This is a genomic window from Streptomyces sp. ITFR-21 (assembly GCF_031844685.1).
In the GTDB taxonomy this organism is placed as follows: domain Bacteria; phylum Actinomycetota; class Actinomycetes; order Streptomycetales; family Streptomycetaceae; genus Actinacidiphila.
Window position 1 is genome coordinate 1,159,981 of the sequence record NZ_CP134605.1, and the last position, 22,542, is coordinate 1,182,522.

Sequence of the window (22,542 nt, forward strand, 5' to 3'; positions counted from 1 at the left end):
CATGCCTATACTCGCCCGTGTCGTCCGCCCGCGAAAGGCGCCGGCCGGCCGCGCCCCGCGGACCCGGCCGGCGCCGGTGAGACCGAGGAGACCCCGCATGCCCGCCCCCCGTACCGTCCTGCTCACCGGCGCCGCCGGCGGCGTGGGCACCCTGATGCGCGACCTGCTGCCGCCCTACGGCTACGACCTGCGGTTGTTCGACGCCCGGCCGGTCCCCGCCGGCCCCGGCGCCCAGGGGGCGGTCACCGCCGACCTCGCCGACCGGGACGCGCTGCGCGCGGCGGTCCACGGGGTGGACGCGATCCTGCACCTGGCCGGGATCTCCGGGGAATCGACCTTCGAGCGGATCCTGCGCGCCAACATCGAGGGCACCTACCACCTCTACGAGGCCGCCCGTGAGGAGGGGGTGCGCCGGATCGTCTTCGCCTCCAGCAACCACGCGGTGGGCTTCACCCCGCGCCCGCTCGGCGGCGACCCGCTGATCCCGGTGGACACCCCGCGCCGCCCGGACACGTACTACGGCCTGTCCAAGTGCTTCGGCGAGGACCTCGCCCAGCTCTACGCCGACCGGTACGGCATCGACACCGTCTCGGTCCGGATCGGCGCCTGCTTCCCGCGGCCGAGGACGGTGCGGATGCTGTCGGTGTGGCTCAGCCCGGCCGACGGCGCCCGGCTCTTCCACGCCGCGCTCACCGCCGACGTCACCGGGCACACCGTCGTCTACGGAAGCTCGGCCAACACCCGGCTGTGGTGGGACCTCGGTCCCGCCCGGGCGCTGGGCTACCGGCCGCGGGACGACTCCGAGCCGTTCGCCGCGGCCCTCGTGGCCGAGCAGGGCGAACTGGACCCGGCCGACCCGGCGCACGCCAATCTGGGCGGGGCGTTCTGCACCGACCCGCCCGTCCGCCGGCCCTGAGCCGGAGGCTGCCGGGCCGCCGTCTCAGCGGCCCGGCAGCCGTACCACCGAGACGAAGAAGTCGTCGATCTGCCGGACCGCCCTGATGAACTGGCCGAGGTCGACCGGCTTGGTGACGTACGCGTTGGCGTGCAGCTTGTAGCTGCGCACGATGTCCTCCTCGGCGGAGGAGGTGGTGAGCACCACCACCGGGATGGTGGCCAGCTCCGGGTCGCCCTTGATCCGCTCCAGCACCTGGCGGCCGTCGTACTTGGGCAGGTTGAGGTCCAGCAGGATCAGGTCGGGCCGCACCGCGCCGATGTGGGCGCCGCGGCGGTAGAGGAAGTCGAGCGCCTCCTCGCCGTCGCGCACCACGTACAGGGAGTTGCGGATCTTGTTGTCCTCGAACGCCGCCCTGGTCATCAGCTCGTCGCCGGCGTCGTCCTCGACCAGCAGGACCTCGATCGGCTCCACGTCGTCGGTCATTCGGGCTGCGCTCCCTCGGTGCTCGGGGCCGGGTCCGCGGGGGCCGGGCCCGGCAGGGTGAACCGGATCCCGGTACCGCCGGTGTAGGAGGTGTCGACCATGATTCTGCCACCGTGGTGCTCGATGATCTTCCGGCACATGGCCAGGCCGCTCCCGGTCCCCTCGTACCCGTCGCGGCTGTGCAGCCGCCGGAAGACCACGAAGACCTTCTCGTTGAACTCGGCCGGGATGCCGACGCCGTTGTCGGTCACGGTGAAGGCGTACCAGCCGTCCGGCCCGGTACCGCTCCGCACCGTGATGACCGGCGGGCGGTCGGCGGAGCGGAACTTGACCGCGTTGCCGACCAGGTTCTGCCACACCATGGTGAGCAGCGTCGGGTCGCCGGTCGTCGAGGGCAGCTCGGCCGGCCCGGTCGGGGTGACGATCCGGCCCTCGAAGTCACCGCCCGCGGCCCGCAGCGCGTCGTCCCGCAGCCGGTCCGGCGGCCGTCCGACGATCTGCCGCAGCAGCAGGGCCAGGACCAGGGCGGCCGCCAGGAAGCAGGCCGGCATCGCCAGGAACACCATGTCCCGTTCGCCCTCGATGTGCCGCAACTGCTGCTGGCTGCGCACCCGGTCGGCCAGCAGGTGCGAGTCCTCGGCCGCGTACAACTCGCGGATGCGGTCAAGTGCCTTCTTGCCGCCGTCCAGCAGCGCGGCGTCGGAGGCGCGGGGCAGCCCCCGGGCGGGCGTGCCGGACGAGCGGACCCGCGTAGTCCGGGCGCCACCGGGCCGCGGCGTCCTGGAGCGCGGTGAGGTCGGCGGCGGCGCGTTCGGCGACCAGCATCTGCTCCAGCAGCCCGGTGCGGTCGGCGATACCGGTGCCGGCCAGGACGACCACCGGCGCGCCCGGGGCGTCCCGCAGCAGCCGGGTGACCGCGTCGACCCCGAAGGCGTCGGGCAGGTGCAGGTCGAGCAGTACGCCGTCGGGCGCGGGCCCCCCGGTGAGCAGCGCCACCGCCTCCGCGAGGTTGCGGGCGCGCAGCAGCCGGGGGGCGGCGGGGCCGTCGCCGAGGTACTCCTCGGCCAGCAGCGCGTCGCCGTCGTCGTCCTCGACCAGCAGCACCGACTCCGGGCGGCCGTCGCGGCCGGGTACGGCTCTGGCGTCGCCTCCCGCGGGGTCGCGCGACCGCGGCACCCGGATCCGCGCGGCACCCGTCGGCGACCCGGCCTGAGCAGGGGCGCCGAGCCCGCCGCGCGCCGGGCTTGTGTGTGCCAACTCCCTCACCCTCCAGCATGCGGCCGCCCACCGGCAGATGACGTGGGGCCGAGCGTACGTGACGCGTCCTTCCCCGCACCCGCGGCAACCCCGTCGCACCGGCGGTCCGGGCGCGCCGCCGCTCCGCGGGCGCCTCCCGTCGCACCGCACGCCTCTTCGTATGCCTCCTGGACGGGCCGGTATCCCTGCCGGCCTGGTAATGGAACCGCAAAGCGGAGTCGGTCGTTACCGGGGCATGAACGCTATGACGCCTGGCTCGAATGTGCCGCTCGCCGTACCCCGGGTGACTGTGGAAGTCACCGCCGGCGTGCGGCTGGATGTGTCAGGACTGCTGCTGGGTGCCGACGGGAAGGTCCGCTCGGACGACGACTTCGTCTTCTACAACCAGCCGCAGGGCGCCGGGGTGGCCTACCGCCCGGGCGGCGGCTCGGCGCCGGACGCCATCGTGGTGGACACCGCGGCGGTTCCCGCCGGGGTGGACAAGGTGGTGGTCACCGCGAGTCTGGACGGCGGCGGCGCCTTCGCCGGCGTCACCCCGACGGCGGTCGTGCGCGGTGACGACGGCGCCGAGATCGCCTCCTTCGCCCCGGCCGGCCTCGGCCCGGAGACGGCGCTGGTCATCGTCGAGGTCTACCGGCGGGGCGGCGGGTGGAAGGTCCGCGCGATCGGCCAGGGGTACGCCGACGGGCTGGCGGGCATCGCCACCGATTTCGGGGTGCACGTGGACGAGCCGGCCGCCCGCCCGGTCGCCCCGCCCGCCGCCGCCGTACCGCCGGCCTACGCCAAGCCGCCGACCGGTCCCGCCGCCACCCACCTGCCGCCGCCGCCCACCGCCCCGCCCGCCGCGCCGGCGGCGCCCCCCGCCGCCCCCGGGCGGATCAACCTGGACAAGGGCCGGGTCAACCTCCGCAAGAACGAGACGGTCTCGCTGGTCAAGGGCGGCAAGCCGCTGCTGTCCTCGGTCCGGATGGGCCTCGGCTGGGAGCCGGCCTCCGGCGGCCGGAACATCGACCTGGACGCGTCCGTGATCGCCTACGGTCCGCGGCGCAACCCCATCGCCACCTGCTACTTCGGCAAGCTGACGGTGCTGAACGGGGCGATCCGGCACCACGGGGACAACCTGACCGGCCAGGGCGACGGCGACGACGAGGCGATCACCGTGCACCTGGGCGGGCTGCCGCCGGAGGTCACCGGACTGGTCTTCACCGTCAACTCCTTCTCCGGCCAGAAGTTCAACAAGGTCAAGAGCGCCTACTGCCGGCTGCTGGACGACACCACCGGCGAGGAACTGGTCCGCTTCGACCTCACCAACGGCGAGGCGCGCACCGGGGTGCTGATGGCCAAGATGGTCAGGCAGTTCTCGGGCGAGTGGGAGATGACCGCGCTCGGCACGTTCGTGGACGCGCGGACCGCGCGGGCGCTGGAGAAGCCGGGCGCGGGCGCGCTCTGACCGCACGGGCGGGCGGTACGGACAGGCGGACGGGCGCGGGCCGTACGGGCGCGGGCGCGCTCCGACCGCGGAGGTGACCGCGCGCGGCGGCACGGGCGCGGTTCCACCGCCGGTCCCGCCGCCGCCCGTGCGGCGGTCCGCGCCCGCCGCCCGCGGGCCGGGCGGCCCGTGGGGACCCGTGGGTGGACCGATCGCCGAAAATGTCATGGTCACCTAAAATTTACCGCTGCATGTCTATGCGCATAGACCCGTGGCCGGGACGCTGAGAGGGCACCGCTCACCGCCACCGTCCTCTAGCCACGGGAGCGTTCAGCCATGCCCAAAGCCCGTCTCCTGCGCGGCATATGCGCCACCGTCGGATCCGTACTGCTGGCGGCGACCGCGCTGCTGGCCGGCAGCGGCACCGCCCAGGCCGCACTGCCCACCCCGATCGCCGCCTCCACCGCCCGCAGTTACCTTTCCGCGATGACGGCGACCGCCGAGACGCACTCCTCCACCTACGACCGCGACCTGTTCCCGACCTGGATCACCATCTCCGGCACCTGCAACACCCGCGAGTACGTGATCAAGCGCGACGGCGCGAGCGTGGTCACCGACAGCTCCTGCAAGGCGACGTCGGGCAGCTGGACCAGCGCCTACGACGGCGCGACCACCACCAACCCGTCGACCTTCGACATCGACCACCTGGTACCGCTCGCCGAGGCCTGGGCGTCCGGCGCCTGGTCCTGGACCACCCCGCAGCGCCAGTCGTTCGCCAACGACACCACCCGGCCGCAGCTGATCGCGGTGTCCGCGTCCTCCAACCGCTCCAAGGGCGACGACGACCCGGCCGAATGGCTGCCGCGCGCCTCGTACCAGTGCACCTACGCACGCGCCTGGGTGCAGGTGAAGCACTACTACGGGCTGAGCGTGGACAGCGCGGAGAAGTCGGCGCTGACCTCGATACTCAACGCCTGCTGACCACCCGCCGCCCGCCGAAACGTTACGGCCGCCCCGGTGACCTCACCCCCGGGGCGGCCGTAACACGTGCCGGCCCCGCGACCTCAGCGGTCCGCGTCCCCGGGGCACGCGGGGTGTTCCCCCCACGGGCCGGGGGCGGCCCGCCGCACGGCGGGGGTGACGCCGCGCCGGCCGCCGCAGCCGCCGCCGTCCCGCTCCGGACCGGGGCCGCAGCCAGGGCTGGGGCAGCGCCGGGGCCGGGTTGCGCCTTCAGCGCCAGGGTGCGGCGCGAGGGGCCGTAGACCCAGACGGCGCCGTCCTGCCCCGCCGGACTCCGGTCGCGGGCACGGGACGGCCCGGGGTACGCGCCGCCGGCGGCCCACCGCAAGCCGGCCGGCCGGTGGGCGCGGGCGGCCTCGCCGTCCTCGCGCTGCTCGCGGACGGGGACCTGCCCGGCATCGCGGTCCGGCCCGTCGATCCGGTCCACGCCGTACACAATCCCGGTCCGGACCGCGCGGGACAGGTCGGCCACGAAGCGGCCGATCGGCACGGACCGCTCCCTCCGGGGCGCAGGGTCGCGCGGCGGCGCCGGCCGCGAAAGGGAGCTCGACACCCGAGGCGTCGGCCCGCCGCGGGGACTTAGCCCCGCGGCGCGGACACGGCGGGGATGTGGCGCGGGACCTCCCGGATGTATCGCGGCCACGTCCGTGGCCCGGCACCGACTCCCGGTGAACGGTGGCCGTGCGGCAGGCGAGCGGGCGGCAGGCGAGCGGGCGCCGACCGGACCCCGGACCACCGTCGCCCGCCCGCGCTTCCGTCAACTCCCGGCGCCCCTCGGCCGCGCCGGCGGCAGCGCTCGGCCCCCCGTACCGCGCCGCCGGTCAGCCCGCCGTGCCCTCCCGGGAGCGTGCCTTGAAGGCCGCCTTGCGGGCGTCCTTGGCGATCTTGCGGTCCGGGTGGAGACGGCCCATCGCCTCCAGGACGTCGGCGGTGGCGGGGTGGTCGACGCGCCAGGCCGCGTCGAAGAAGCCGTCGTGCCGGGCCACCAGGTCGCGGATCAGGTCGCCGAGCAGCTCCGCGTCCTCATCGGTGGCCAGTTGCGCGGCCAGCGTGTCGATGGTGAGCCAGAACACCATGTCGGCGCCGGGCGCCGGGATGTCGGCGGCGCCGCGCTCGGTCAGCCAGACCCTGGCCAGGCCGCCGAGCCGGGGGTCGTCCAGTACCTCCCGCAGCGCGGGCTCCGCCTCGGCGCCGAGCAGCGCCAGCGTCTGCTGGCAGATCAGCCGCCGGCCGGGCGCGCTCGCGTCGTCACCGCGGCCGGCCGCAAGCAACTCGGTCGCCGCCTCGACGGGTTTGCGGTCGGTCAGCCACAACTCGGCCTCGGCGCGCGCCGCGTGGTCGGGGTAGTCGATGAGCGCGGCCAGCAGGTCGGCGGCGGGCCCGTCGGCCAGGTCCCCGATCACGGGTGCCTGCGCCCCGGCCTCGATCAGCCGCTCCCGCAGCCCGTAGACGCCGAGCGGGGTGAGCCGGACCAGCCCGTAGCGCGAGATCTCCTCCGGGTCCAGGCCGTCGGGGCCCACCTCGGACAGCTCCGGCTCGCCGTCCTCGGCGATCAGCGCCCCGTCCACCGGCCGGTACTCCAGCAGCCCGGCCGGCCCGAGCAGCCGGAACTGCTCGTCGAGCCGCATCATCACCGCGGTGACCTCTTCGAGCACGGCGTCGCTGGGCTGCTCCATCTCGTCCGGTACGACCAGCGAGGCGGCCAGCACGGGCAGCGGTACGGCGCCCGGCTCCGGCTCCGCGGCGTCCATCGCCATCAGCACGTAGAGGTTGGCGAGGGCGGTGTCCAGGAACTCCGCCTCCTCTTCCGGGTCCCAGTCCATCTCGTCCAGCACCGACCGGTCGCCGTCGTCCAGGACGTCCTGAAGGCCCTCGTAGTCCGGCTCGGAGGCGTCGGCGAGCGCGTACTCCGCGGCGGCCAGCCAGAGTTCCAGCAGGTCCTGCGGGTCGCCCGCGGCCACCGCCGCGTACGCCTGCGCGCGGACCGCCCGCCCGGCCGGCTCCCCCGCCGACGCCGCCTCCTGCGCGTCCTCCTCGATCTCCAGCGCGAGCAGCCCGGTGTCCACCGCCACGCCCCACGCCTGGGCGGCCTCGCCGAGTCCCTCCTCCGCGTCGATCCCCAGCTCGGTCGCCGCCGCGGCGAGGTCCGCCTCCAGCAGCTCCCCCATGGCGTCGACCGGCCGCCCGTCCCCGGCCCACCGCACCAGCCGCAGCGCGTGCTCCAGCAGCGGTACGGCCCGCGCCAGCCGGGCCAGTTCGGCCGCGGGCAGCAGCCGCACCGGCGGCAGGACGAGAGGACTTGCGGACATTGGACGGTCTCCCAATTCGGCGTGGAACGAGCGTGGGGCGAGGGGGGCGACGGGGACGGGAAAGCGGCGAAGCGCGTGGCATCAGCGTATTGCCTGCGCCGCCCTGCTCGGCGCCGCGACAAACCGTGCCCGCCGGCCCGCCGGGACCCGCGGGCACGGCCGGTGGGCGGTCGGGCAGGCGGGCGTCGGCGGAGGCCCCGGGGGGTGGCCGGCCGCGGACCGGCGGGGTGGCCGGCCGGCGGCCGGCGAGGTGCCCGGCCGGCGCCGGCGGGGGTGTCAGTTGTGGCTGTGCAGAACGGAGTTGAGGCCGCCCCAGGAACCGGTCCGCTGGAGGACCTCCACCTTGCCGGTGGTGGAGTTGCGGCGGAAGAGGAGGTTGTCGGCGCCGGACAGCTCGACGGCCTTGACGATCGTGCCGTCGGGGAGGGTGACGCGGGTGCCCGCGGTGACGTAGAGGCCGGCCTCGACCACGCAGTCGTCGCCGAGCGCGATGCCCAGGCCGGACTCGGCGCCCAGCAGGCAGCGTTCGCCGACCGCGACGCGCTGGGTGCCGCCGCCGGACAGGGTGCCCATGATGGAGGCGCCGCCGCCCACGTCGGAGCCGTCGCCGATGACGACGCCCTGCGAGATGCGGCCCTCGATCATCGAGGTGCCCAGGGTGCCGGCGTTGTAGTTGCAGAAGCCCTCGTGCATCACGGTGGTGCCGGCGGCGAGGTGGGCACCGAGCCGGACCCGGTCGGCGGCGGCGATCCGGACGCCCGCGGGGGTGACGTAGTCGGTCATCCGGGGGAACTTGTCGATGCCGTTCACCGCCAGGTGCAGGCCCTCGGCGCGGGCCGCCAGCCGGGTCGCTTCGAGGTGCGGCACCGGGACCGGGCCGAGGGAGGTCCAGGCGACGTTGGCCAGCAGGCCGAAAATGCCGTCGAGGTTCTGCTCGTTGGGGCGGACCAGCCGGTGGCTCAGCAGGTGCAGGCGCAGGTAGATGTCGTGGGCGTCCAGCGGCTTGTCGTCGGTCGAGCCGATGGCGGTACGGACCGCGATGACCTCGACCCCGCGGCGCGGGTCGGGACCCAGGGCCTTCGGGGCTGCGGCGCCCAGGGCGTCCGCGGCCTGCTCCGCGGTCAGCCGCACGGTGCCCGCGGGGCCCGGCTCCGAGGTGAGTTCCGGGGCGGGGTACCAGGTGTCGAGTACGGTGCCGTCGTCGGCGAGGGTGGCGAGGCCGATGCCGATGGCGCCGGGGCGGGAGTCAGTCATGGACCCGACGCTAACGGTTGCTCCGGCGTGATCGTTAACCGGCTCACCACGCGGTCGGCGGGGCGGCTTGGGTCCGGCCCGCCCGCGCCCCTCGGCCGGGCCCCGCCCGGACTCCGCGCCCGGCCCGCAGGCCCGGCCGCCGCGCCCTGGCCCCGCGCCAGGGCCCCGCAGTCCCGGCTGCCATACCCTGACCCCGCGCCAGGCCCCCGCGCCAGGACCCGCCCTGCAAGCCCGCCTCCGGCAGGTCCGCCCGCGCCCGCGTACCCACCGGGCGGCGGTCCCGGCCGTCCGGCCGAGGGGCGCGGGCGGGCCCGCCCGCGCCCGCGTGCCCAAAAGGCCCGCCCACCCGCGCCGACCGCCCGCGCCGACCGCCCTGGTCACCCGCTCCGGGGCACCCGCTCCGGGGCACCCTCTCCGGTCACCGCCCCGTCCGCCCGGCGCGGCGAGGCCGCCATACGCGGGCACTCAGTGGCGTGCCCGCGGTGCCGGCTCCTGCCAGGCCGCCGCTTCGGCCGGGCCCGCGCCCAGGACCGCGCAGCGCAGCCAGTGCTCGCCCGGGGGCAGGGTGGCGGTCAGCAGCGGCAGGGCGGTGCGGCGGAAGAGGACGCTGGTGCCCGGGAGGAGGTCCAGGACGCGGCCGGGCCGGGGGGCGGCGGCGGGGCCGGGGCCGGAGCCGGGGAGGTCGCGCAGGCCGCTGAGGTCGCCCGCCGCGGAGACCGCGAGGGCGGCGCCCGGCGACTCCTCCCGGCGGGTCGGGGCACCGTCCCGGTCGGCGGCGAAGCCGGCCTCGGCGGTGTGCAGGGCGCGGCCGGTGCGGATGCGGTGGGTGCGCAGGTGCCAGGGCGGCGCCGCGGTGAGCCAGGTGGTGATCTCGACGTCGGGCCAGGGCCGCCACACACTCCGTACCGTGCCGTCCGCCGCGGCCGTCTCCGGGTCGGCGGGCTCCTCACGGACCCGGAAGTGCGCCGTGTCCTCGCCGACCGCCAGCATCGAGTCGTACGCCCCCTGCTCCAGGCCGCTCTCCCCGGCCGGCAGGCTGAAGCCGAAGCGGGTGGAGTACGCGAACTTGGCGTACTTCGCCGCTCCCCCGCGCACCCACGTGTTGTGCTGCCGCCCGCTGAGCAGCGTCACGTCGCCGCCGGACCGCATCAGCACCGCCCCGGCCGCCGGCTGGGCGAGCACGGCGGGCAGGTCGGGCGCGGCGGCCGGCTCCTCGGCGGTCCAGAAGGGATGGGCCGGCGGCAGCGCCAGCGGCAGGAACGCCTTGAGCGCCCAGTACGGCGACGCCGGCCCGTTGTACTGCTCCGCGACGGCGGGCTGCGGGTAGCCGTAGCCGACGCTCAGCAGCCCGCCGGGCGAGGTCTGCCCGGTACGCGCCCGCCACCAGCGCAGATGGCGCAGCAGCAGCCCCTTGACCTCGCCGTACGGCACCGCGTCCACGCCCGCGTAGGGCAGCGCGCCCCAGAAGGCGCCCTGGGCGAACCGGTAGGTGAGGCTGCGGCCGAAGGGCACGGCGGAGCCGTCGGCGGCGAACCAGTGCCGGAAGCCCACCGCGAACTCCGCGGCGCGCTGCCGGAACCGCTCGGCGCGGGCCGGGTCCGCGGCGCCGGCCAGCGCCGCGTAGATCAGGCCGTAGAAGTGCATGGCCCAGGGGATGTAGTAGTCGCGCTGCTCGGTGGCGCCGTCGCCGTACCAGCCGTCGGCGAGCGCGTAGGTCTCCAGCCGGTCCAGGCGGGCGTGCCGGGCGTCGCGGTCGTGGCCGTAGCCCACCCGGTCCAGGCCGAGGCTGACCATCACGGGGAAGAAGTTCCAGTTGTTGGCCGGGGTACGGGCGTCGACGAAGCCCGCGAGCCAGCGGCCGACGCGGTCCCGTTCCTTGCCGTCGAGCCGGTCCCAGAGGTGTTCGGGGGCCAGGCAGAGGGCGAAGCCGAACGCGGCGGACTCGACGGTCCGCTGGTCGATACCGTCCGGGGTGCCCCAGAACTCGGGGTGCCCGGGGTCGGTGCCGGCCGCGAGGCCGCGGGCCCACACGTCCCAGTGCGCGAAGTGCCCGCCGCCGGCGGCCAGGGGCGCCAGGCCCCACAGCGGGCGGGCGTAGCCCTCCAGGTCCGCGGCGGTGTCGTCGTGGTGGGCGGTGTTCACCCCGAGCCGGATCCGCGCGCCGCCGGGGCTCGCGTACGGCACCAGCGGATCGGTCAGTTCGCGTACGTACGCCTGGAGCGCGTCCCGCGCCACCGGTCCGGCCGGGTCCGCGCCGGGGCCGCCGCCACTGCCGTCCGTACCCCTGGCCATGGGTGGCCGCCTTCCGCTGTCCGACCGGTACGGCGATCACTCTCGCAACACCGCTCGGACAGCGTCAACGCCGCGGGGCGCCGCCGCGGATCACCGGCAGGCGTCGGGCTCTGTGCAGGAGGATGACATCGACACGGTAGCCGCGGGCCGCCGCCCTCGGGGACGGCCGGCGCGGCGGCTCCCTGAAGACGCGGCGGGAGTGGCCGCGGCCGGCTCACACCATCTGCAGGGCGGTCGATTTGGCGCGCGCGGCCAGTGCGGGGCCGATCAGCAGTGCCCAGCCGGCGCCCGCGACGCCGACCGCGGTGACCGTCCACCACAGGGTCGCGGGACCGCTCACCGCGTACAGCGTGGGTCCGACCGCCAGACCGAGGAAGCGGGCCATGCCCCGCGCCCACGTGAGGGCCGCCTGGTAGCGGGCCCTGGCGTCCGCGGGGGCGAGGTCGGCGACCACGGCGGTGGCCAGACCGCCGGAGGACACCTCTCCCACGCTCCACACCACCACGGTGAGCACGTAGCCGGTGGTGGTGTGCGCGACCCCGGTCAGGCCGATGCCGACCGCGATCAGCGTGGCCGAGACCGCCCACACCCGCATCCGGTCGAAGCGCAGCACCCAGGCGTTGGCGAACGGCTGCATGGTGACGACCACCAGCGCGTTGACGACCGCGGCCAGGCCGTAGGTGCTGGCCGGCAGACCGTGGTCGCGGATGGCCATCGGCACGGTGGTCTCGTACTGCCCGTACACGAACTCGTACGTCAGCGCGACGCCCACGAAGGCCAGCAGCAGCCGGTCGCGCAGCACCACGCCGTAGCCGCCGGACGCCCGGGGGCCGTCGTGCGCCGGCCGGGCCCGGTCGTGGGGCAGCGCCACCCAGGCGACGGCGGCGAAGCCCAGGCAGGTCACCGCGTCCACCAGGAACAGCAGCCAGAAGCCCCGGTCGACGAGGAAGCCGCCGAGCGCGCCGGCGCCCGCCGCACCGAGGTTGATCGCCCAGTGGTAGAGGCCGAAGGCCGCCTGACGCCGCTCCGGGCTCGCCGAGTCCACGATGACCGCGGTGACGCCGGGGGTGTGGAAGTTGGCCGCGGCGCCGAGCAGCGCCGCCCCGAGCGCCAGCGTGACGAACCCCGGGGCCAGGTACAGCAGCGCCTGGCTGAGCGCGGTCGCGACCATGCCGCCGAGGATCGCCGGCCGGCGCCCCACCCGGTCCGCGAACCAGCCGCCGAGGATCGGGCCGGCCAGTCCGCCCGCGCCGAGCGCGCCGAGCACGTACGGCGTCCGGCCCTCGCTGATGCCGCGCGAGCCGAGGTAGAACACCAGGAAGGGCACCACCATGGTGCCGACGCGGTTGATCACCGTGCCGCTGAAGACGACCCAGAACGGGCCCGGCAGGCCGCCGAAGTACCGGCCCACGGCGGCCCGCAGCCGTCCGCCGCGCGGCGCGGCGGGCAGTTGGGCCGGTTCGGGCAGCTCCGGGGGTTGCAGTGCGGGTGCGGTCATGGGGGAATGGTGTGGCCGCAGGGCCGGTTGACGGCATTGATTAAGGCACAGCTGAATCCGGGAGCCGACGTGGCGGGATCCTTGCGCTTCTCCTTCTCGGCGAGCGACGTGGCGCGGACCAGGTTCGCGGTCTCCCCGCTGTGGGAGGTGGTGGCCAGCGTCCGCGCGTACCGCACCGCCGCGCCGCGTTCCGTCCACCGCCACTGGCAGGCCGAGGTCGCGCCCCGGCTGGCCGCCGCCGGCCTCGACCGCGGGCTGCTCTTCGACCTGGTGCCGCCCACGGGGTGCACCCCCGACTTCATCACCCCGGCGCCCCGCTCGGACGGCGGCGGCTTCGCGGCGGAACTGCGCGCGGTCGCGGCCACCCCGGTGGCCCAGATCCGCCGCGAGCTGGGCGCGTTCGGGCTGCGCACCGGCCGGCTCGAAGCGATGTACGAGGACCCGGCGGCGGGCCTGGGCCGGCTGCTCGCGGAGACCGCCGCCTACTGGGAGGTGGCGATCGAGCCGTACTGGCCGAAGATGGAGGCGGTGCTGTCCGCCGACGTCTTCCACCAGGCCCGGCGGCTGGCCGCGGCCGGCGCGGAGGCGGTGCTCGGCGATCTGCACCCCAGTGTGCGGTGGACCGGGGGCACGCTCACCTTCACCGAGAAGACGTGCTTCCCGCACATCGAACTGGGCGGCCGGGGCCTGGTGCTGGTGCCGTCGATCTTCGCCTGGTCGACGGTCGCCACCACCGCGGCGACGCCCTTCACCAAGCAGTTGTTCTACCCCAGCCGCGGGTGGGGCTCGGTCTGGGACCGCGACCGCCCGCTGGTTCCGGAGGTGGTGGCCGCGGTGCTCGGCCGTACCCGGGCGCTGCTGCTGGCCGAGCTGAGCAGTCCCGCCTCCACCAGCGAACTCGCCGGGCGCACGGGGCTGTCCGCGGGCGGCGTCAGCCAGCACCTCACCGCGTTGCGGGACGCCGGGATCGTCTCCGCCCACCGCGCGGGCCGCTCGGTGCTGTACATGCGGACGCCGGTCGCGGAGTCGCTGCTGGCGGCGAGTCTCTGACCGGCGTCCGGCGGGAGTCAGGCGGCAGGGGTCCGGCGGCGGGCGAGGGGCGGACGGGCCGGCGGTGTCCGGCCGGTGAGGGGCGGGACACGGTCCGGCGGTGTCCGCCCGCCCGGCTAACCGCGGTCGTGGCACCGCACGGTGTTGGTCAGCGTCACCCCGTGGGTGGTGAACTCGATGCCGACCCGGTCCCGGTCGGCCAGCGCGAAGCCGTCGTGGAAACTGCCGCGGTCCGCCCCGAGGTAGACGTAGTGCACCCGGCCGGGCAGCAGCAGCGCCTGGTAGGAGAAGAGTTCGGCGATCATGTCCCGCAGGCCGTAGTGGAGCGCCTTGACGCCGGTGGTGAACGTGCCCTGCCAGGCCGGCGCGTGGTCCCGTTCGATGGTGGTTTGGCCGTGGACCTCCTGGGGCGGGGCGTCCAGGAAGAGCCATGGGGACAGGGCCGCGTCGCAGAGTTTGGCGTACGACAGGTGCCCGGCGTGCCGCTTGAAGCGGCCGATGTCGGTGAGGTCGTTGCCGAGGCCGTAGCCGATGTACCGGGGGACGCGTTCGTCGTCGACGACGTAGACGAGGACGACCTCCGCCTCCTCGCACAGGGCGAGGGGCTCCGGCGCGGTGCGCAGCGGCTCGCCGGAGACCTTCAGGACGTCGCCGAGTCCCTTGAGGAACCAGTTGGGCTGGGACTGGGTGGTCTCGTCGACCTTGACGTTGTGGGTGGCCATGAAGCCGCTGACCATGGCGTCCCCGAGCGCGTCGGGGAGCAGCGGCGGACGGAGGTCCACCTCCCGGGCCGGCACGGTCACCGGGTCCAGGCCCGCGGTCAGCGCGTCGGTCGGCAGGGCGCCGCCCGGCAGCAGGCCGTCGCCGGCGGCGGCGAGCAGCCGGGCCCGCAGGCCGTCGCCGCCCAGCGGGTACAGCGTGAGGTCGGTGTCGCCGGGCGTGCCGAGGCCGAAGTACCGTTCGCCCCGGTGGACACACTCGTAGAGGGCCGTCATCGCAGGGTTTCCTCCAGGTGGGTGGGATGCCAGTCGCCGTGGGTCCAGGACCGGACGGCCCAGCGTTCCGCGGTGTCGTTCAGCCGCATCCCGAAGCCCGGACCCTCGTGGGGTACGACGGTGTTGGTCGTACGGTCCACGGCCGGGCGCGGTGAGACGATCATCTCGGCGAAGAAGCGGTCGGACTGGCCGGCCTCGACGGTCAGGGCGTCGGGGTTGTGGAAGGCCAGCGTGCGGCCGGCGTTGATCAGCGGACCGGTCTCGGCGACCTGTACGCCGATCTGGAACGCCAGGCCGGCGGCGCGCAGCCGGTCGATCAGCCGGGCGGAGCGCAGCAGTCCGCCGTTCTTGGCGACCCGTACGTTCACCGCGTCGCACGCCTGTGCGGCGATGGCCGCCTCGGCGTCCTGGCCGGTGCACACCGACTCGTCCAGCATCACCCGGATGCCCGAGCGGCGGCGCAGGTCGCGCAGCGCGTCCCAGGACCGCGGCGGCAGCGGCTCCTCGACCTGGTCCACCCCGCAGGCGCGCAGCCGGCGGGCGTAGGGCACGGCCGTCTCGGGGGTCCAGCTCATGTTGGCGTCGACCATGACCGGCACCTGCGACCCGAGCCGCTGGCGGATCACCGTGACCGTGCGCACGTCCCGCTCGATGTCGCCGGACGCCTTGACCTTCACGAAGTGGAAGGGGCCGCGGGTGTCCACGAACTCCTCGGCGCCGATGCTGAGGTCGAGCACCTGGGAAACGGGCAGCACCGGCCGGCCGGGGTCACCCGGGAGGAACCGGCTGGCGGGCATCGACAGGCGGTGCCCGAGCAGGTCGAGGACGGCCGTCTCCAGCAGGCAGACCAGGTTGCCGCCGGCGGACGGCCACCGGTCGGTGCCGAAGACGGCGTCGAAGCCGGTGGCGCGCAGCAGGTCGAGCAGTTCGTCGGGCGGGGTGGCCCGCAGCAGGTCGAAGACCTGGTTCAGCGAAGTCCGGCGCAGCGCCTCGGTGACGCTGCCGGCGGTCTCGCCGGTGACGTACCGCCGCGGCGCGCACTCGCCGATGCCCGTCACGCCGTCGAGCGTGAGGCTGAGGACGAGGCTGTCGCTGGTCGAGCGGCGGGCCGCCGGATGGTCGAAGCCGATCCGCATCGGCTGTTCCACGTGGTAGAGCCGCGCCTCAGACATCGCGGTCCAGCCCCTGCAACAGCGTGTAGGTGGAGGTCCAGTCGACCAGGCTCCGGCTGACCGGGGTGTAGAAGAGGTAGTGCCGGTCGGTGGGGAATTTGATGATCATGCCCTGGCCGGAGACCAGGTCGTTGAAGACCCGGTGGGTCGCGTCGAGGTCGACGATGGGGTCGGTCAGGCCGGAGACGAACGCGGTCGGCACGGCCGGCAGCGGGCGCCGGTCGGGGTCCAGGTAGAGCCGTTCCAGGGCGAGCAGCGTGCCGCGGGAGCGGCGGGTGATCCGGCGTGCGGCGAGGTCGTCGCTGTCGATGAACCGCCGGTACCCGGGGTCGTCGGTGAAGTCCTCGGTCACCAGGCCGGCGTCCCACAGCTCCTCGCTCCGGTCGGCGGCCAGCGCCTCCAGTTCGGCCTCGTCGTAGCGCGCGTGCAGCCGGCCCAGCCAGGTCGAGCAGAAGACGGCGGCGTCGTAGCGGACGGTGAAGTCCGGGTGGTGCATGAGCGCCGCCAGGAAGGAGCCGCCCAGGCAGTGCCCGAACAGGGTCAGCGGCAGGGCGTCGCCGATCAGCTCCCGGACGTGGGTGAGGGCCGTGACGTAGTCGGCGACAACGGTGTCCACGCCGGGCACGGTGTTGCGGGCGCCGCCGCTGATGCCGCTGCCGCGCCGGTCGAGCACGAACAGCGCGATGTCGTTGTCGGCGAACTGCGGGCCGACGTCCCACAGCCAGCCCGCGTGGCTCTGCAGCCCGTGGAAGTAGAACACCGCGCCCTTGGCCGGCTGACGCGGGCGCCAGACGTGCAAAGCCAGGTCGACGCCACCGCCGTCGAGGGTGATGATCTCGCGGCGCACGTTCTGCGGGGGCCTGCGGGTCTCGATCATCGCCCCGCCTCCGCGCCGCTGAGCAGGTCGCCGACGAAGGCGGTGTCCTTCTCGAACGGCTTGTACTTGTACTGGGTGGTGTTGCCCGCCTGCCGGCGGCGCTCGGTGTAGGCCACGATCGCGTCGCGCGGCACGGTGTGCAGCCGCAGCGGGCCCAGCCGGCCGCTGCCGCGCTTGGCGGCGTACTCGATGTTGACGGCCCGCAGCTCGCGGTCCACCGCCTCGGCCAGCCGGCGCTCCACCTCCTCGCCGGGCTCGGGGACTTCGGTGACCACCACGTAGTGGGGCGGCTCGCCCCACTGCGGTCCGCACAGGTAGAGCCCGCCGCCGAGGCCGGCCGCGGTCATGGCCCGCTCGACGGCCTGGCTGACCTGCTCCTCGGTGATCTTCTCGCCGGTGAAGGAGTGGAAGACACCGTCGCGGCGCACGAAGTGCACCCACGGCACGCCGTCCACGATCCGGTCCACCCGGTAGATGTCGCCGCTCCACAGCCGGTAGAGGCCGTTGCCCTGCGTCATGACCAGGTGGTAGTCGCGGCCCGCCGCCACCTCGTCGAACAGTAAGGTGTCGATCCGCTCCCCCGCGTCCAGCCGCTTGCCCAGGTCGACCTCCGCCGGTACGAACTCGAAGAACGCCTGGTTGACGGCGAGCGGCTGGCTGTCCAGGGAGTCGTCCACCGGGATGGTGGTCACCCCTTCGGTGCCGCAGCTCATGAACGGCATCGCGGCGACGCCCGGCAGTACGGCGTCCAGCTTACCCTGGTAGAGCCCGGCGGAGGAGGAGAGCCAGCAGCTGTAGAGGCTGAGCGCGGGCCAGACGTCCACCAGGCTGAAGTCGCCCTTGTCCAGCACCGACTGGAGGTGGCGGGCCGCCGCCGGGTCCGGCTCCCCGTACGGCTTGCCCTCCAGGGCACCGGTGTTCAGGTCGCGGACCAGGTCCGGACCGTGCTCGGCGATCAGGTCGCGCAGCGAGATCAGGGTGCTGGGGTTGATCGCCGAGATGAAGTGCAGCGGCTGACCGACGAGGTGGCGGATGCGGTGGTACATCCGGCCGGCGTGCGAGGAGGGCGCCTCGGTGCCGAACCAGGGGGCGGCCGACCACGGCGGGTTCCAGTCGCGGCTGTTGATCCGCGGATGGCGGTTGCTGATCGCCTGGTACTGGACGCCGAACAGGTGGTCGTCCACCAGTTCGTGGACGGTCTGGGTGTCGAGGGTGGCGTACGGGTGCGCGAGCAGTTCGGGGTGGTGCTCCAGGTACGTCCCCCACATGGCCCGCATCGCCGGCACCCGGTAGGTGAGCAGCCAGTGCAGGGTGTAGGGGACCCGCTTGGGGACGCCCGTGGTGCCGCTGGTCTTCAGCCAGCGCAGGACCGGGCTGCACGAGAGCACGCCGCCCTTGGTCCTGGCCTCCCGGTCCAGCTCCGGGGTGAAGTCGCCGTAGCGCGTCACCGGCAGGACCCGCCGGAAGCCGTCCGGGTCGGCCGTGGCCGCGTCGTAGCCCCGTTCCTTCCAGTGCAGCGAGTCCGCGCTGAGGGCGACGATGTCCTCCAGCACCCGTTGCTGGGCGGCGTGCGGGTCCGCCAGGTCGGCCAGCAGGGTCGCGCGGGCCTGCCGGCACTCGTCCAGGAAGGGGGATCTACGCGCGTCCCAGTGCTCTTGCCAGTGCGAACCGCCCACGGCTTCAACGCCTCCTCAAACTCGTTCTGCCGGTGGTCCCGATGAGTTCCGCGGTGCGTGCGAAGAGTGATCAGGTGGCCGGCTCGCGCGGCCGGCCCGTGTCGGGGGACGGGACCGGGACGGCGGTCCTCCGGCCCCGTTCTCCCGGTCGCGGCACGGGCCGGGTTCGCGCCGTGCGCGCCGCCTACCGGGCGGCGCGGGCGGCGACGGCCCAGTCGACCGCTTCCTGCGGCCTGGCCGCGGACCCGTTGATCTGCGGCGCCACGTAGCGGGCGAGCAGTTCCAGGCTGCGGTCGGTGTTCTCGTAGGAGGTCCAGTCGGGGACGTAGACCAGCAGCGTGCCGAAGCCGCCGGTGGCCTCCTGGATCCGGCGGATCCCGCTGACCACCTCCTCGACCGAGCCGACCAGCGCGCCGCCGGCCTCCACCCGGTCGCGGAGCATGGTCTCCCGCTTGGCGCCGGGAGCCAGCACGTCGCGGCCGCCGGTCTTGGCGAAGTACTCGAACATCCAGCGGTCGTAGCCGTCGCCGACCTCCGCGAACGCCTGCCGGCTGGTCTCGGCGACGTGCACCGGCAGGGCGATCCGCCAGTCCTCGCGCCGGAGGGTCTGGCCGAACTCGTCGGCCGCCTCCTCGGCGTGCTTCCACTGCTGGGCCAGCCCGATGTGCTCCGGGGCGCCCGGGGTGAGCAGCGCGAACGGCAGCGCGAAGGTGGTCATGCTCAGGCCGTACCGGCCGATCAGCCGGGGGCTGCTCACCGAGGTGCCGGAGGTGGCCAGCGCGACCTCGATCGGGCCGGGGCCGAACCGGGGCAGCTGGAGCTTGGCGTCCTTCAGCTCGAACCAGTCGGTCTTCCGGGTGACCCGCTCGTCCCCGTTGACGAGTTCGAGGACGGTCGGCAGCGCCTCGTCGAGCCGCCTGCGCTGCACCTTGCCGTCGAGCCCGAACATGGTCGCGTCGAACGGCACACCGGGGCCCACTCCCAGGATGTAGCGGCCCTGGGTCAGGTGCTGCAGGTGCACCGCGCGGCTGGCCACGTGGAACGGGTGGTGTCCGGAGAGCGGTACGACGCCGTGAGCCAGTTTGATCTGCCGGGTGCGCTGGCTGGCGGCGGCGATCAGCGTCTCCGGTGCGCCGACCAGGCCCCAGCCCAGGCTGTGGTGTTCGCCGAACCACGCCTCGTCGTAGTTGAGGCGGTCGACGTACTCCACCAGGTCGAGGTTGCGGCGGATCGCCAGATGCGGATCCTGCCCGGTCTCGTGGACGGGCGACAGAAAGACGCCGATACGACTGTGCACTGCTTTCCTCCGGACGGGGGCCTTGGGCGCGGCCTCGGGGCCCCTCTTGGGGACGGGCCCGAGGCCGGCCCTGGGGGGTGGGAAGGAGCGGACCGCCGGGTCAGCCGACCCGGTAGACGGCGTCCTTCAGCACGCGGGCCTTCTCGTAGTCGGCGACCAGCTGCTCGTCGTCGGGCGCGGTCAGGTAGATCCGCATCGCGGCCGACAGCAGGTCGGTGGTGGGCCGGATCCGGTCGCCCGGCGCGTACTTGACGCTGGTCAGCAGGACGCTGGGCAGCTCGTTGATCCGGGCGACCACGTCCTGGTCCACGGCGGCGACCGTGCCGTCGAGTTCGGTGGGGGGGTTGTAGCTGTAGCCGGACTGCGCCTTGCGGTAGACCCGGCCGCCGTACTCCCGGGCGAACCGCTCCGGGTCGGTGTAGGCCAGCGCGGACAGCCCGGACTGGTCGTGGCCCAGGCACAGCCGCTGGAAAGCGGGGTTGAGCTGGCCGTTGAAGCGGGTGGCGATCTCCACCAGGACCGGGCCCTCGTCGGTGACGATGACCTCGGCGTGCGACGGGCCCCAGCGTACGTCGAGGGCCGTCAGCACCTCGTTGACGTAGGCGATCAGCGCGGGCACCGGTTCGGCGTCGGCGGGCAGCAGGATGTCCCGGTTGTAGATGTTCTGCCCGGACGGCAGCAGGATCTTGTCGTACTGCCACACGCCGGCGGCGTAGCGGTGTCCGTCGGAGCTGACCGTGTCCACGACGTACTCGGTGCCGCGCGAGTACGACTGGATCAGCGCCTCGGCGTTGTCGAAGCCGAAGATGTCCCGGCCGCCGAGCACGCGTTCGGCTGCGGCCCGCACCTCCTCGGCGTTGGCGCAGATGAACACCCCGTCGGACGCGGCGGAGCTGAGCGGTTTGACCACCACCGGCCAGACGCCGCGGTCCTCGGCCCACTTGACGAGTTCGGCCGCGTCGGAGCTCTTGGTCTGGTCGGCGCAGCGCACCCCGGCCCGGCGCAGCGCCTCGATCATCTGGTACTTGTCGCGGCGGGCCGGCGACAGCGCGGTACCGTTGGACTTGACGCCGAGGGCCTCGCTGACCCGGTCCGCCTGGCGTACCGCGGACTCCTGGCCGGGTACCACGGCGACCAGGTCGTAGCCGCGCAGCCGCTCGATCAGTTCCGCCTCGTCGGTGATGACGAGGTTCTCCGCGTACTCCGCCAGGTTGGGCGCGACCATCGTCGGGATGAGTTCCGGCGTGCTCTGCACGTGGATCACCCGGGTACCGGTGGCGGCGAAGGCGGCGGGGTAGAAGTTGCCGGCCGAGTAGCCGTCGATGACGACGGCGGTGGGGGGTGTGGAGGTGCTCATACCTGTCCTTCAGGGGTGTCGCGCAGGGTGTCCTTGATGAAGCGCGCGAGCCGCGCGACACCTTCGCGGATCGCGTCGGGGGCGAGGTTACTGAACCCGAGCCGGATCTCGCGCTCCCCGCCGCCGTCGAGGTGGAACATGCTCATCGGCGCCCAGCTGACCTTGTAGTCGCGGGCGGACCGCTCCATCTGCGCCAGGTCGGCGACGAACGGCACCCGCAGGGTGAGGAAGAAGCCGCCGCGCGGGGTGTTCCAGCTGACGCCGTGGTCGTCCTCGGGCGGGAAGTGCTCGGCGAGCACGGCCAGGATCGCCCGCAGCCGCTCCTGGTAGACCGCGGCCAGCTCCCGGGTGGGGGTGCGCAGATCGTGGTTGTGCTCGACCAGGTAGCCGCCGACCACCGCCTGCGACAGGCTGGAGGAGCCGACGCTGAACATCGCCTTGGCCTTGGAGAGGGTGGCGGCCAGTGTCCGGGTGACGCCGTCGGCGTCGGTGACCTCCTGGTCGGCGACCAGGTAGCCGAGGCGGGCGCCGGGGAAGGCGGACTTGGCGAAGGAGCCGAGGTAGACCACCCGGCGCTCGGTGTCCAGCGACTTCAAGGTGGGCGACGACTCGCCGTCGCGGGCGAACAGCCCGTAGGGGTTGTCCTCCAGGATCACCAGGTCCTCCTCGGCGGCCACTTCCAGCAGCCGCTTGCGGGCCGCCAGGGGCAGCACCGACCCGGAGGGGTTGGAGAAGTCCGGCACCAGGTACAGGGCGACCGGGCGCCGGCCGCCGGCCCGCACCGCGCGGGCCTGCGCGGCGACCTCTTCCGGGTCGGGCCCGTCGGGGCCCTCGGTGACGCTGTGCACGGGGATGCCGAGCATCCGGGCGGCGCCGCGGATGCCGACGTACGCCGGGGAGACCGCGAGCAGCACGTCGTCCGGTGCGGCGAACAGGCCGCGCAGCGCGACGAGGGCGGCCTCCTGGAAGCCGTGGGTAATCATGATCGCGTCGGGCGCGACGTCGATGCCCTCGTCCTGCTTGAGCATCAGCGCGACGTCGTCCTGGATGAAGCCGTTGACGGCCCCGTACTGGAAGAGCAGCCGCGAGATGCGCTGCTCCGGCAGGCCCTTGTCGCGCAGGTGCTTGATGTAGCGGTCGAGGTAGAAGGTCAGACCGGCCAGGTCGTGGTTTCCGTCGTGCGGCGCGCCCGAGGAGAACGACAGCGCGTCGGGGAAGCGCATCGCGGTCTCGCTGAGGATGCGCATGGAGTCCATGTCGGGGTCGGCGATGCCCGCGAACAGCGTGTCCAGTTCGAACGACAGCATGTCAGTGCGATCCCTCCGCGGTGAGCAGGTCCCCGGGCTCGCTGTGCGCGGCGGCCCAGCTGCCCTTCCCCGGCTCCCACTCCTGGACCCGGGTGCCGGCCACGACCCCGCCCGTGACGTAGGGCTCCTCGGCCAGCAGCTGTTCGAGTTCCGCGCGGGAGCCGACCTCGTAGAGCAGCAGGCCGGCGTTCTCCCCGACGAGCGGGCCGCCGAGCAGCAGCACGCCGCGGTCGGCGAGCCGGTAGAGGTTCTCGGCGTGGGCGGGATGCAGGTGCTGCCGGCCCGCCCGGTCCACGTTGTACTCGAATTCGACGACGAATTTCGCCACACCAAGCTCCTTGTGCGGTGGAGGGGGTCCCTGCGGGGTGGGC

19 protein-coding genes are annotated in these 22,542 nt (G+C 74.1%); 4 read left to right on the top strand and 15 right to left on the bottom strand.

All coding sequences use genetic code 11. The annotated features are described in order from the left end of the window. The first annotated feature begins 97 nt into the window (after positions 1–97). Positions 98–916, top strand: a complete 819-nt coding sequence (locus RLT57_RS05220; RefSeq protein WP_311296180.1) for an NAD-dependent epimerase/dehydratase family protein — start codon at positions 98–100, stop codon at positions 914–916. A 24-nt stretch (positions 917–940) separates the two neighbouring features. Here the strand turns inward: RLT57_RS05220 and RLT57_RS05225 are convergent, their stop codons facing one another. From RLT57_RS05225 to RLT57_RS05235, 3 genes are read right to left on the bottom strand one after another with little or no spacing between them, the layout of a single operon-like run. Then, positions 941–1,381 (bottom strand): response regulator, encoded by a 441-nt coding sequence (locus tag RLT57_RS05225; RefSeq protein WP_311296181.1) that lies wholly within the window; start codon positions 1,379–1,381, stop codon positions 941–943. Then, positions 1,378–2,031 carry a sensor histidine kinase gene (locus RLT57_RS05230; RefSeq protein WP_311296182.1) on the bottom strand — a complete coding sequence of 218 codons (654 nt, stop codon included), beginning with the start codon at positions 2,029–2,031 and terminating at the stop codon, positions 1,378–1,380. Before RLT57_RS05230 ends, RLT57_RS05225 begins: the two co-directional genes overlap by 4 nt. Before the next feature lie 13 nt (positions 2,032–2,044). Continuing rightward, on the bottom strand, positions 2,045–2,638 hold the full coding sequence (locus RLT57_RS05235) for a response regulator (protein ID WP_311296183.1): 594 nt from the start codon (positions 2,636–2,638) through the stop codon (positions 2,045–2,047). 235 nt (positions 2,639–2,873) lie between these two features. On the opposite strand from RLT57_RS05235, the gene RLT57_RS05240 reads away from it, so the two are divergent. Together RLT57_RS05240 and RLT57_RS05245 are read left to right on the top strand one after the other, a co-directional pair. Continuing rightward, positions 2,874–4,088, top strand: a complete 1,215-nt coding sequence (locus tag RLT57_RS05240) for a TerD family protein (protein WP_311296184.1) — start codon at positions 2,874–2,876, stop codon at positions 4,086–4,088. A 315-nt stretch (positions 4,089–4,403) separates the two neighbouring features. Then, positions 4,404–5,048, top strand: coding sequence for an HNH endonuclease family protein (locus RLT57_RS05245; protein WP_311296185.1), 645 nt, complete (start codon positions 4,404–4,406; stop codon positions 5,046–5,048). Positions 5,049–5,908: 860 nt separating this feature from the next. Here RLT57_RS05245 and RLT57_RS05250 read toward each other — a convergent pair. The 4 genes from RLT57_RS05250 to RLT57_RS05265 form a co-directional block, all read right to left on the bottom strand. Then, positions 5,909–7,396, bottom strand: a complete 1,488-nt coding sequence (locus RLT57_RS05250; RefSeq protein ID WP_311296186.1) for a hypothetical protein — start codon at positions 7,394–7,396, stop codon at positions 5,909–5,911. A 276-nt stretch (positions 7,397–7,672) separates the two neighbouring features. Then, positions 7,673–8,650, bottom strand: a complete 978-nt coding sequence (dapD, locus tag RLT57_RS05255; RefSeq protein WP_311296187.1) for a 2,3,4,5-tetrahydropyridine-2,6-dicarboxylate N-succinyltransferase — start codon at positions 8,648–8,650, stop codon at positions 7,673–7,675. Positions 8,651–9,115: 465 nt separating this feature from the next. Beyond that, entirely contained in the window at positions 9,116–10,942 is a 1,827-nt protein-coding gene (locus RLT57_RS05260; protein WP_311296188.1) for a DUF2264 domain-containing protein, read from the bottom strand. Between the two features lie 214 nt (positions 10,943–11,156). Further along, positions 11,157–12,440 (bottom strand): MFS transporter, encoded by a 1,284-nt coding sequence (locus tag RLT57_RS05265; protein ID WP_311296189.1) that lies wholly within the window; start codon positions 12,438–12,440, stop codon positions 11,157–11,159. A gap of 69 nt (positions 12,441–12,509) precedes the next feature. Here RLT57_RS05265 and RLT57_RS05270 point away from each other — a divergent pair, with 69 nt between their 5' ends. Then, positions 12,510–13,490 carry a winged helix-turn-helix domain-containing protein gene (locus RLT57_RS05270; protein ID WP_311296190.1) on the top strand — a complete coding sequence of 327 codons (981 nt, stop codon included), beginning with the start codon at positions 12,510–12,512 and terminating at the stop codon, positions 13,488–13,490. Positions 13,491–13,606: 116 nt separating this feature from the next. Here the strand turns inward: RLT57_RS05270 and RLT57_RS05275 are convergent, their stop codons facing one another. The 8 genes from RLT57_RS05275 to RLT57_RS05310 form a co-directional block, all read right to left on the bottom strand. Further along, positions 13,607–14,485 (bottom strand): FAH family protein, encoded by an 879-nt coding sequence (locus RLT57_RS05275; RefSeq protein WP_311296191.1) that lies wholly within the window; start codon positions 14,483–14,485, stop codon positions 13,607–13,609. Next, on the bottom strand, positions 14,482–15,657 hold the full coding sequence (locus RLT57_RS05280; RefSeq protein WP_311296192.1) for an enolase C-terminal domain-like protein: 1,176 nt from the start codon (positions 15,655–15,657) through the stop codon (positions 14,482–14,484). The genes RLT57_RS05275 and RLT57_RS05280 overlap by 4 nt, the downstream gene beginning before the upstream one ends. Continuing rightward, positions 15,650–16,534 carry an alpha/beta fold hydrolase gene (locus RLT57_RS05285; protein WP_311296193.1) on the bottom strand — a complete coding sequence of 295 codons (885 nt, stop codon included), beginning with the start codon at positions 16,532–16,534 and terminating at the stop codon, positions 15,650–15,652. The genes RLT57_RS05280 and RLT57_RS05285 overlap by 8 nt, the downstream gene beginning before the upstream one ends. Beyond that, positions 16,531–18,210 (bottom strand): GH3 family domain-containing protein, encoded by a 1,680-nt coding sequence (locus RLT57_RS05290; RefSeq protein ID WP_311296194.1) that lies wholly within the window; start codon positions 18,208–18,210, stop codon positions 16,531–16,533. The genes RLT57_RS05285 and RLT57_RS05290 overlap by 4 nt, the downstream gene beginning before the upstream one ends. A 184-nt stretch (positions 18,211–18,394) precedes the next feature. Continuing rightward, positions 18,395–19,507: an LLM class flavin-dependent oxidoreductase gene (locus RLT57_RS05295; RefSeq protein WP_311296195.1), complete on the bottom strand. Its 1,113-nt coding sequence runs from the start codon at positions 19,505–19,507 to the stop codon at positions 18,395–18,397. Positions 19,508–19,607: 100 nt separating this feature from the next. Then, the gene (locus RLT57_RS05300) at positions 19,608–20,864 is read right to left on the bottom strand and encodes an ATP-grasp domain-containing protein (RefSeq protein ID WP_311296196.1); all 1,257 of its coding nucleotides are present in this window, start codon (positions 20,862–20,864) and stop codon (positions 19,608–19,610) included. Further along, a complete protein-coding gene (locus tag RLT57_RS05305; RefSeq protein ID WP_311296197.1) occupies positions 20,861–22,171 on the bottom strand; it encodes a PLP-dependent aminotransferase family protein in 1,311 nt (436 codons plus the stop codon). The genes RLT57_RS05300 and RLT57_RS05305 overlap by 4 nt, the downstream gene beginning before the upstream one ends. Before the next feature lies 1 nt (position 22,172). Then, positions 22,173–22,499 (bottom strand): YciI family protein, encoded by a 327-nt coding sequence (locus tag RLT57_RS05310; protein ID WP_311296198.1) that lies wholly within the window; start codon positions 22,497–22,499, stop codon positions 22,173–22,175. Positions 22,500–22,542: the final 43 nt, after the last annotated feature.

Bases quoted from the DNA above. Each gene is read 5' to 3' on its own strand.
- RLT57_RS05220 (WP_311296180.1), top strand. From the start codon at position 98: ATGCCCGCCCCCCGTACCGTCCTGCTCACCGGCGCCGCCGGCGGCGTG.
- RLT57_RS05225 (WP_311296181.1), bottom strand. From the start codon at position 1,381: ATGACCGACGACGTGGAGCCGATCGAGGTCCTGCTGGTCGAGGACGAC.
- RLT57_RS05240 (WP_311296184.1), top strand. From the start codon at position 2,874: ATGAACGCTATGACGCCTGGCTCGAATGTGCCGCTCGCCGTACCCCGG.
- RLT57_RS05245 (WP_311296185.1), top strand. From the start codon at position 4,404: ATGCCCAAAGCCCGTCTCCTGCGCGGCATATGCGCCACCGTCGGATCC.
- RLT57_RS05250 (WP_311296186.1), bottom strand. From the start codon at position 7,396: ATGTCCGCAAGTCCTCTCGTCCTGCCGCCGGTGCGGCTGCTGCCCGCG.
- dapD (WP_311296187.1), bottom strand. From the start codon at position 8,650: ATGACTGACTCCCGCCCCGGCGCCATCGGCATCGGCCTCGCCACCCTC.
- RLT57_RS05260 (WP_311296188.1), bottom strand. From the start codon at position 10,942: ATGGCCAGGGGTACGGACGGCAGTGGCGGCGGCCCCGGCGCGGACCCG.
- RLT57_RS05265 (WP_311296189.1), bottom strand. From the start codon at position 12,440: ATGACCGCACCCGCACTGCAACCCCCGGAGCTGCCCGAACCGGCCCAA.
- RLT57_RS05275 (WP_311296191.1), bottom strand. From the start codon at position 14,485: ATGACGGCCCTCTACGAGTGTGTCCACCGGGGCGAACGGTACTTCGGC.
- RLT57_RS05280 (WP_311296192.1), bottom strand. From the start codon at position 15,657: ATGTCTGAGGCGCGGCTCTACCACGTGGAACAGCCGATGCGGATCGGC.
- RLT57_RS05285 (WP_311296193.1), bottom strand. From the start codon at position 16,534: ATGATCGAGACCCGCAGGCCCCCGCAGAACGTGCGCCGCGAGATCATC.
- RLT57_RS05300 (WP_311296196.1), bottom strand. From the start codon at position 20,864: ATGAGCACCTCCACACCCCCCACCGCCGTCGTCATCGACGGCTACTCG.
- RLT57_RS05305 (WP_311296197.1), bottom strand. From the start codon at position 22,171: ATGCTGTCGTTCGAACTGGACACGCTGTTCGCGGGCATCGCCGACCCC.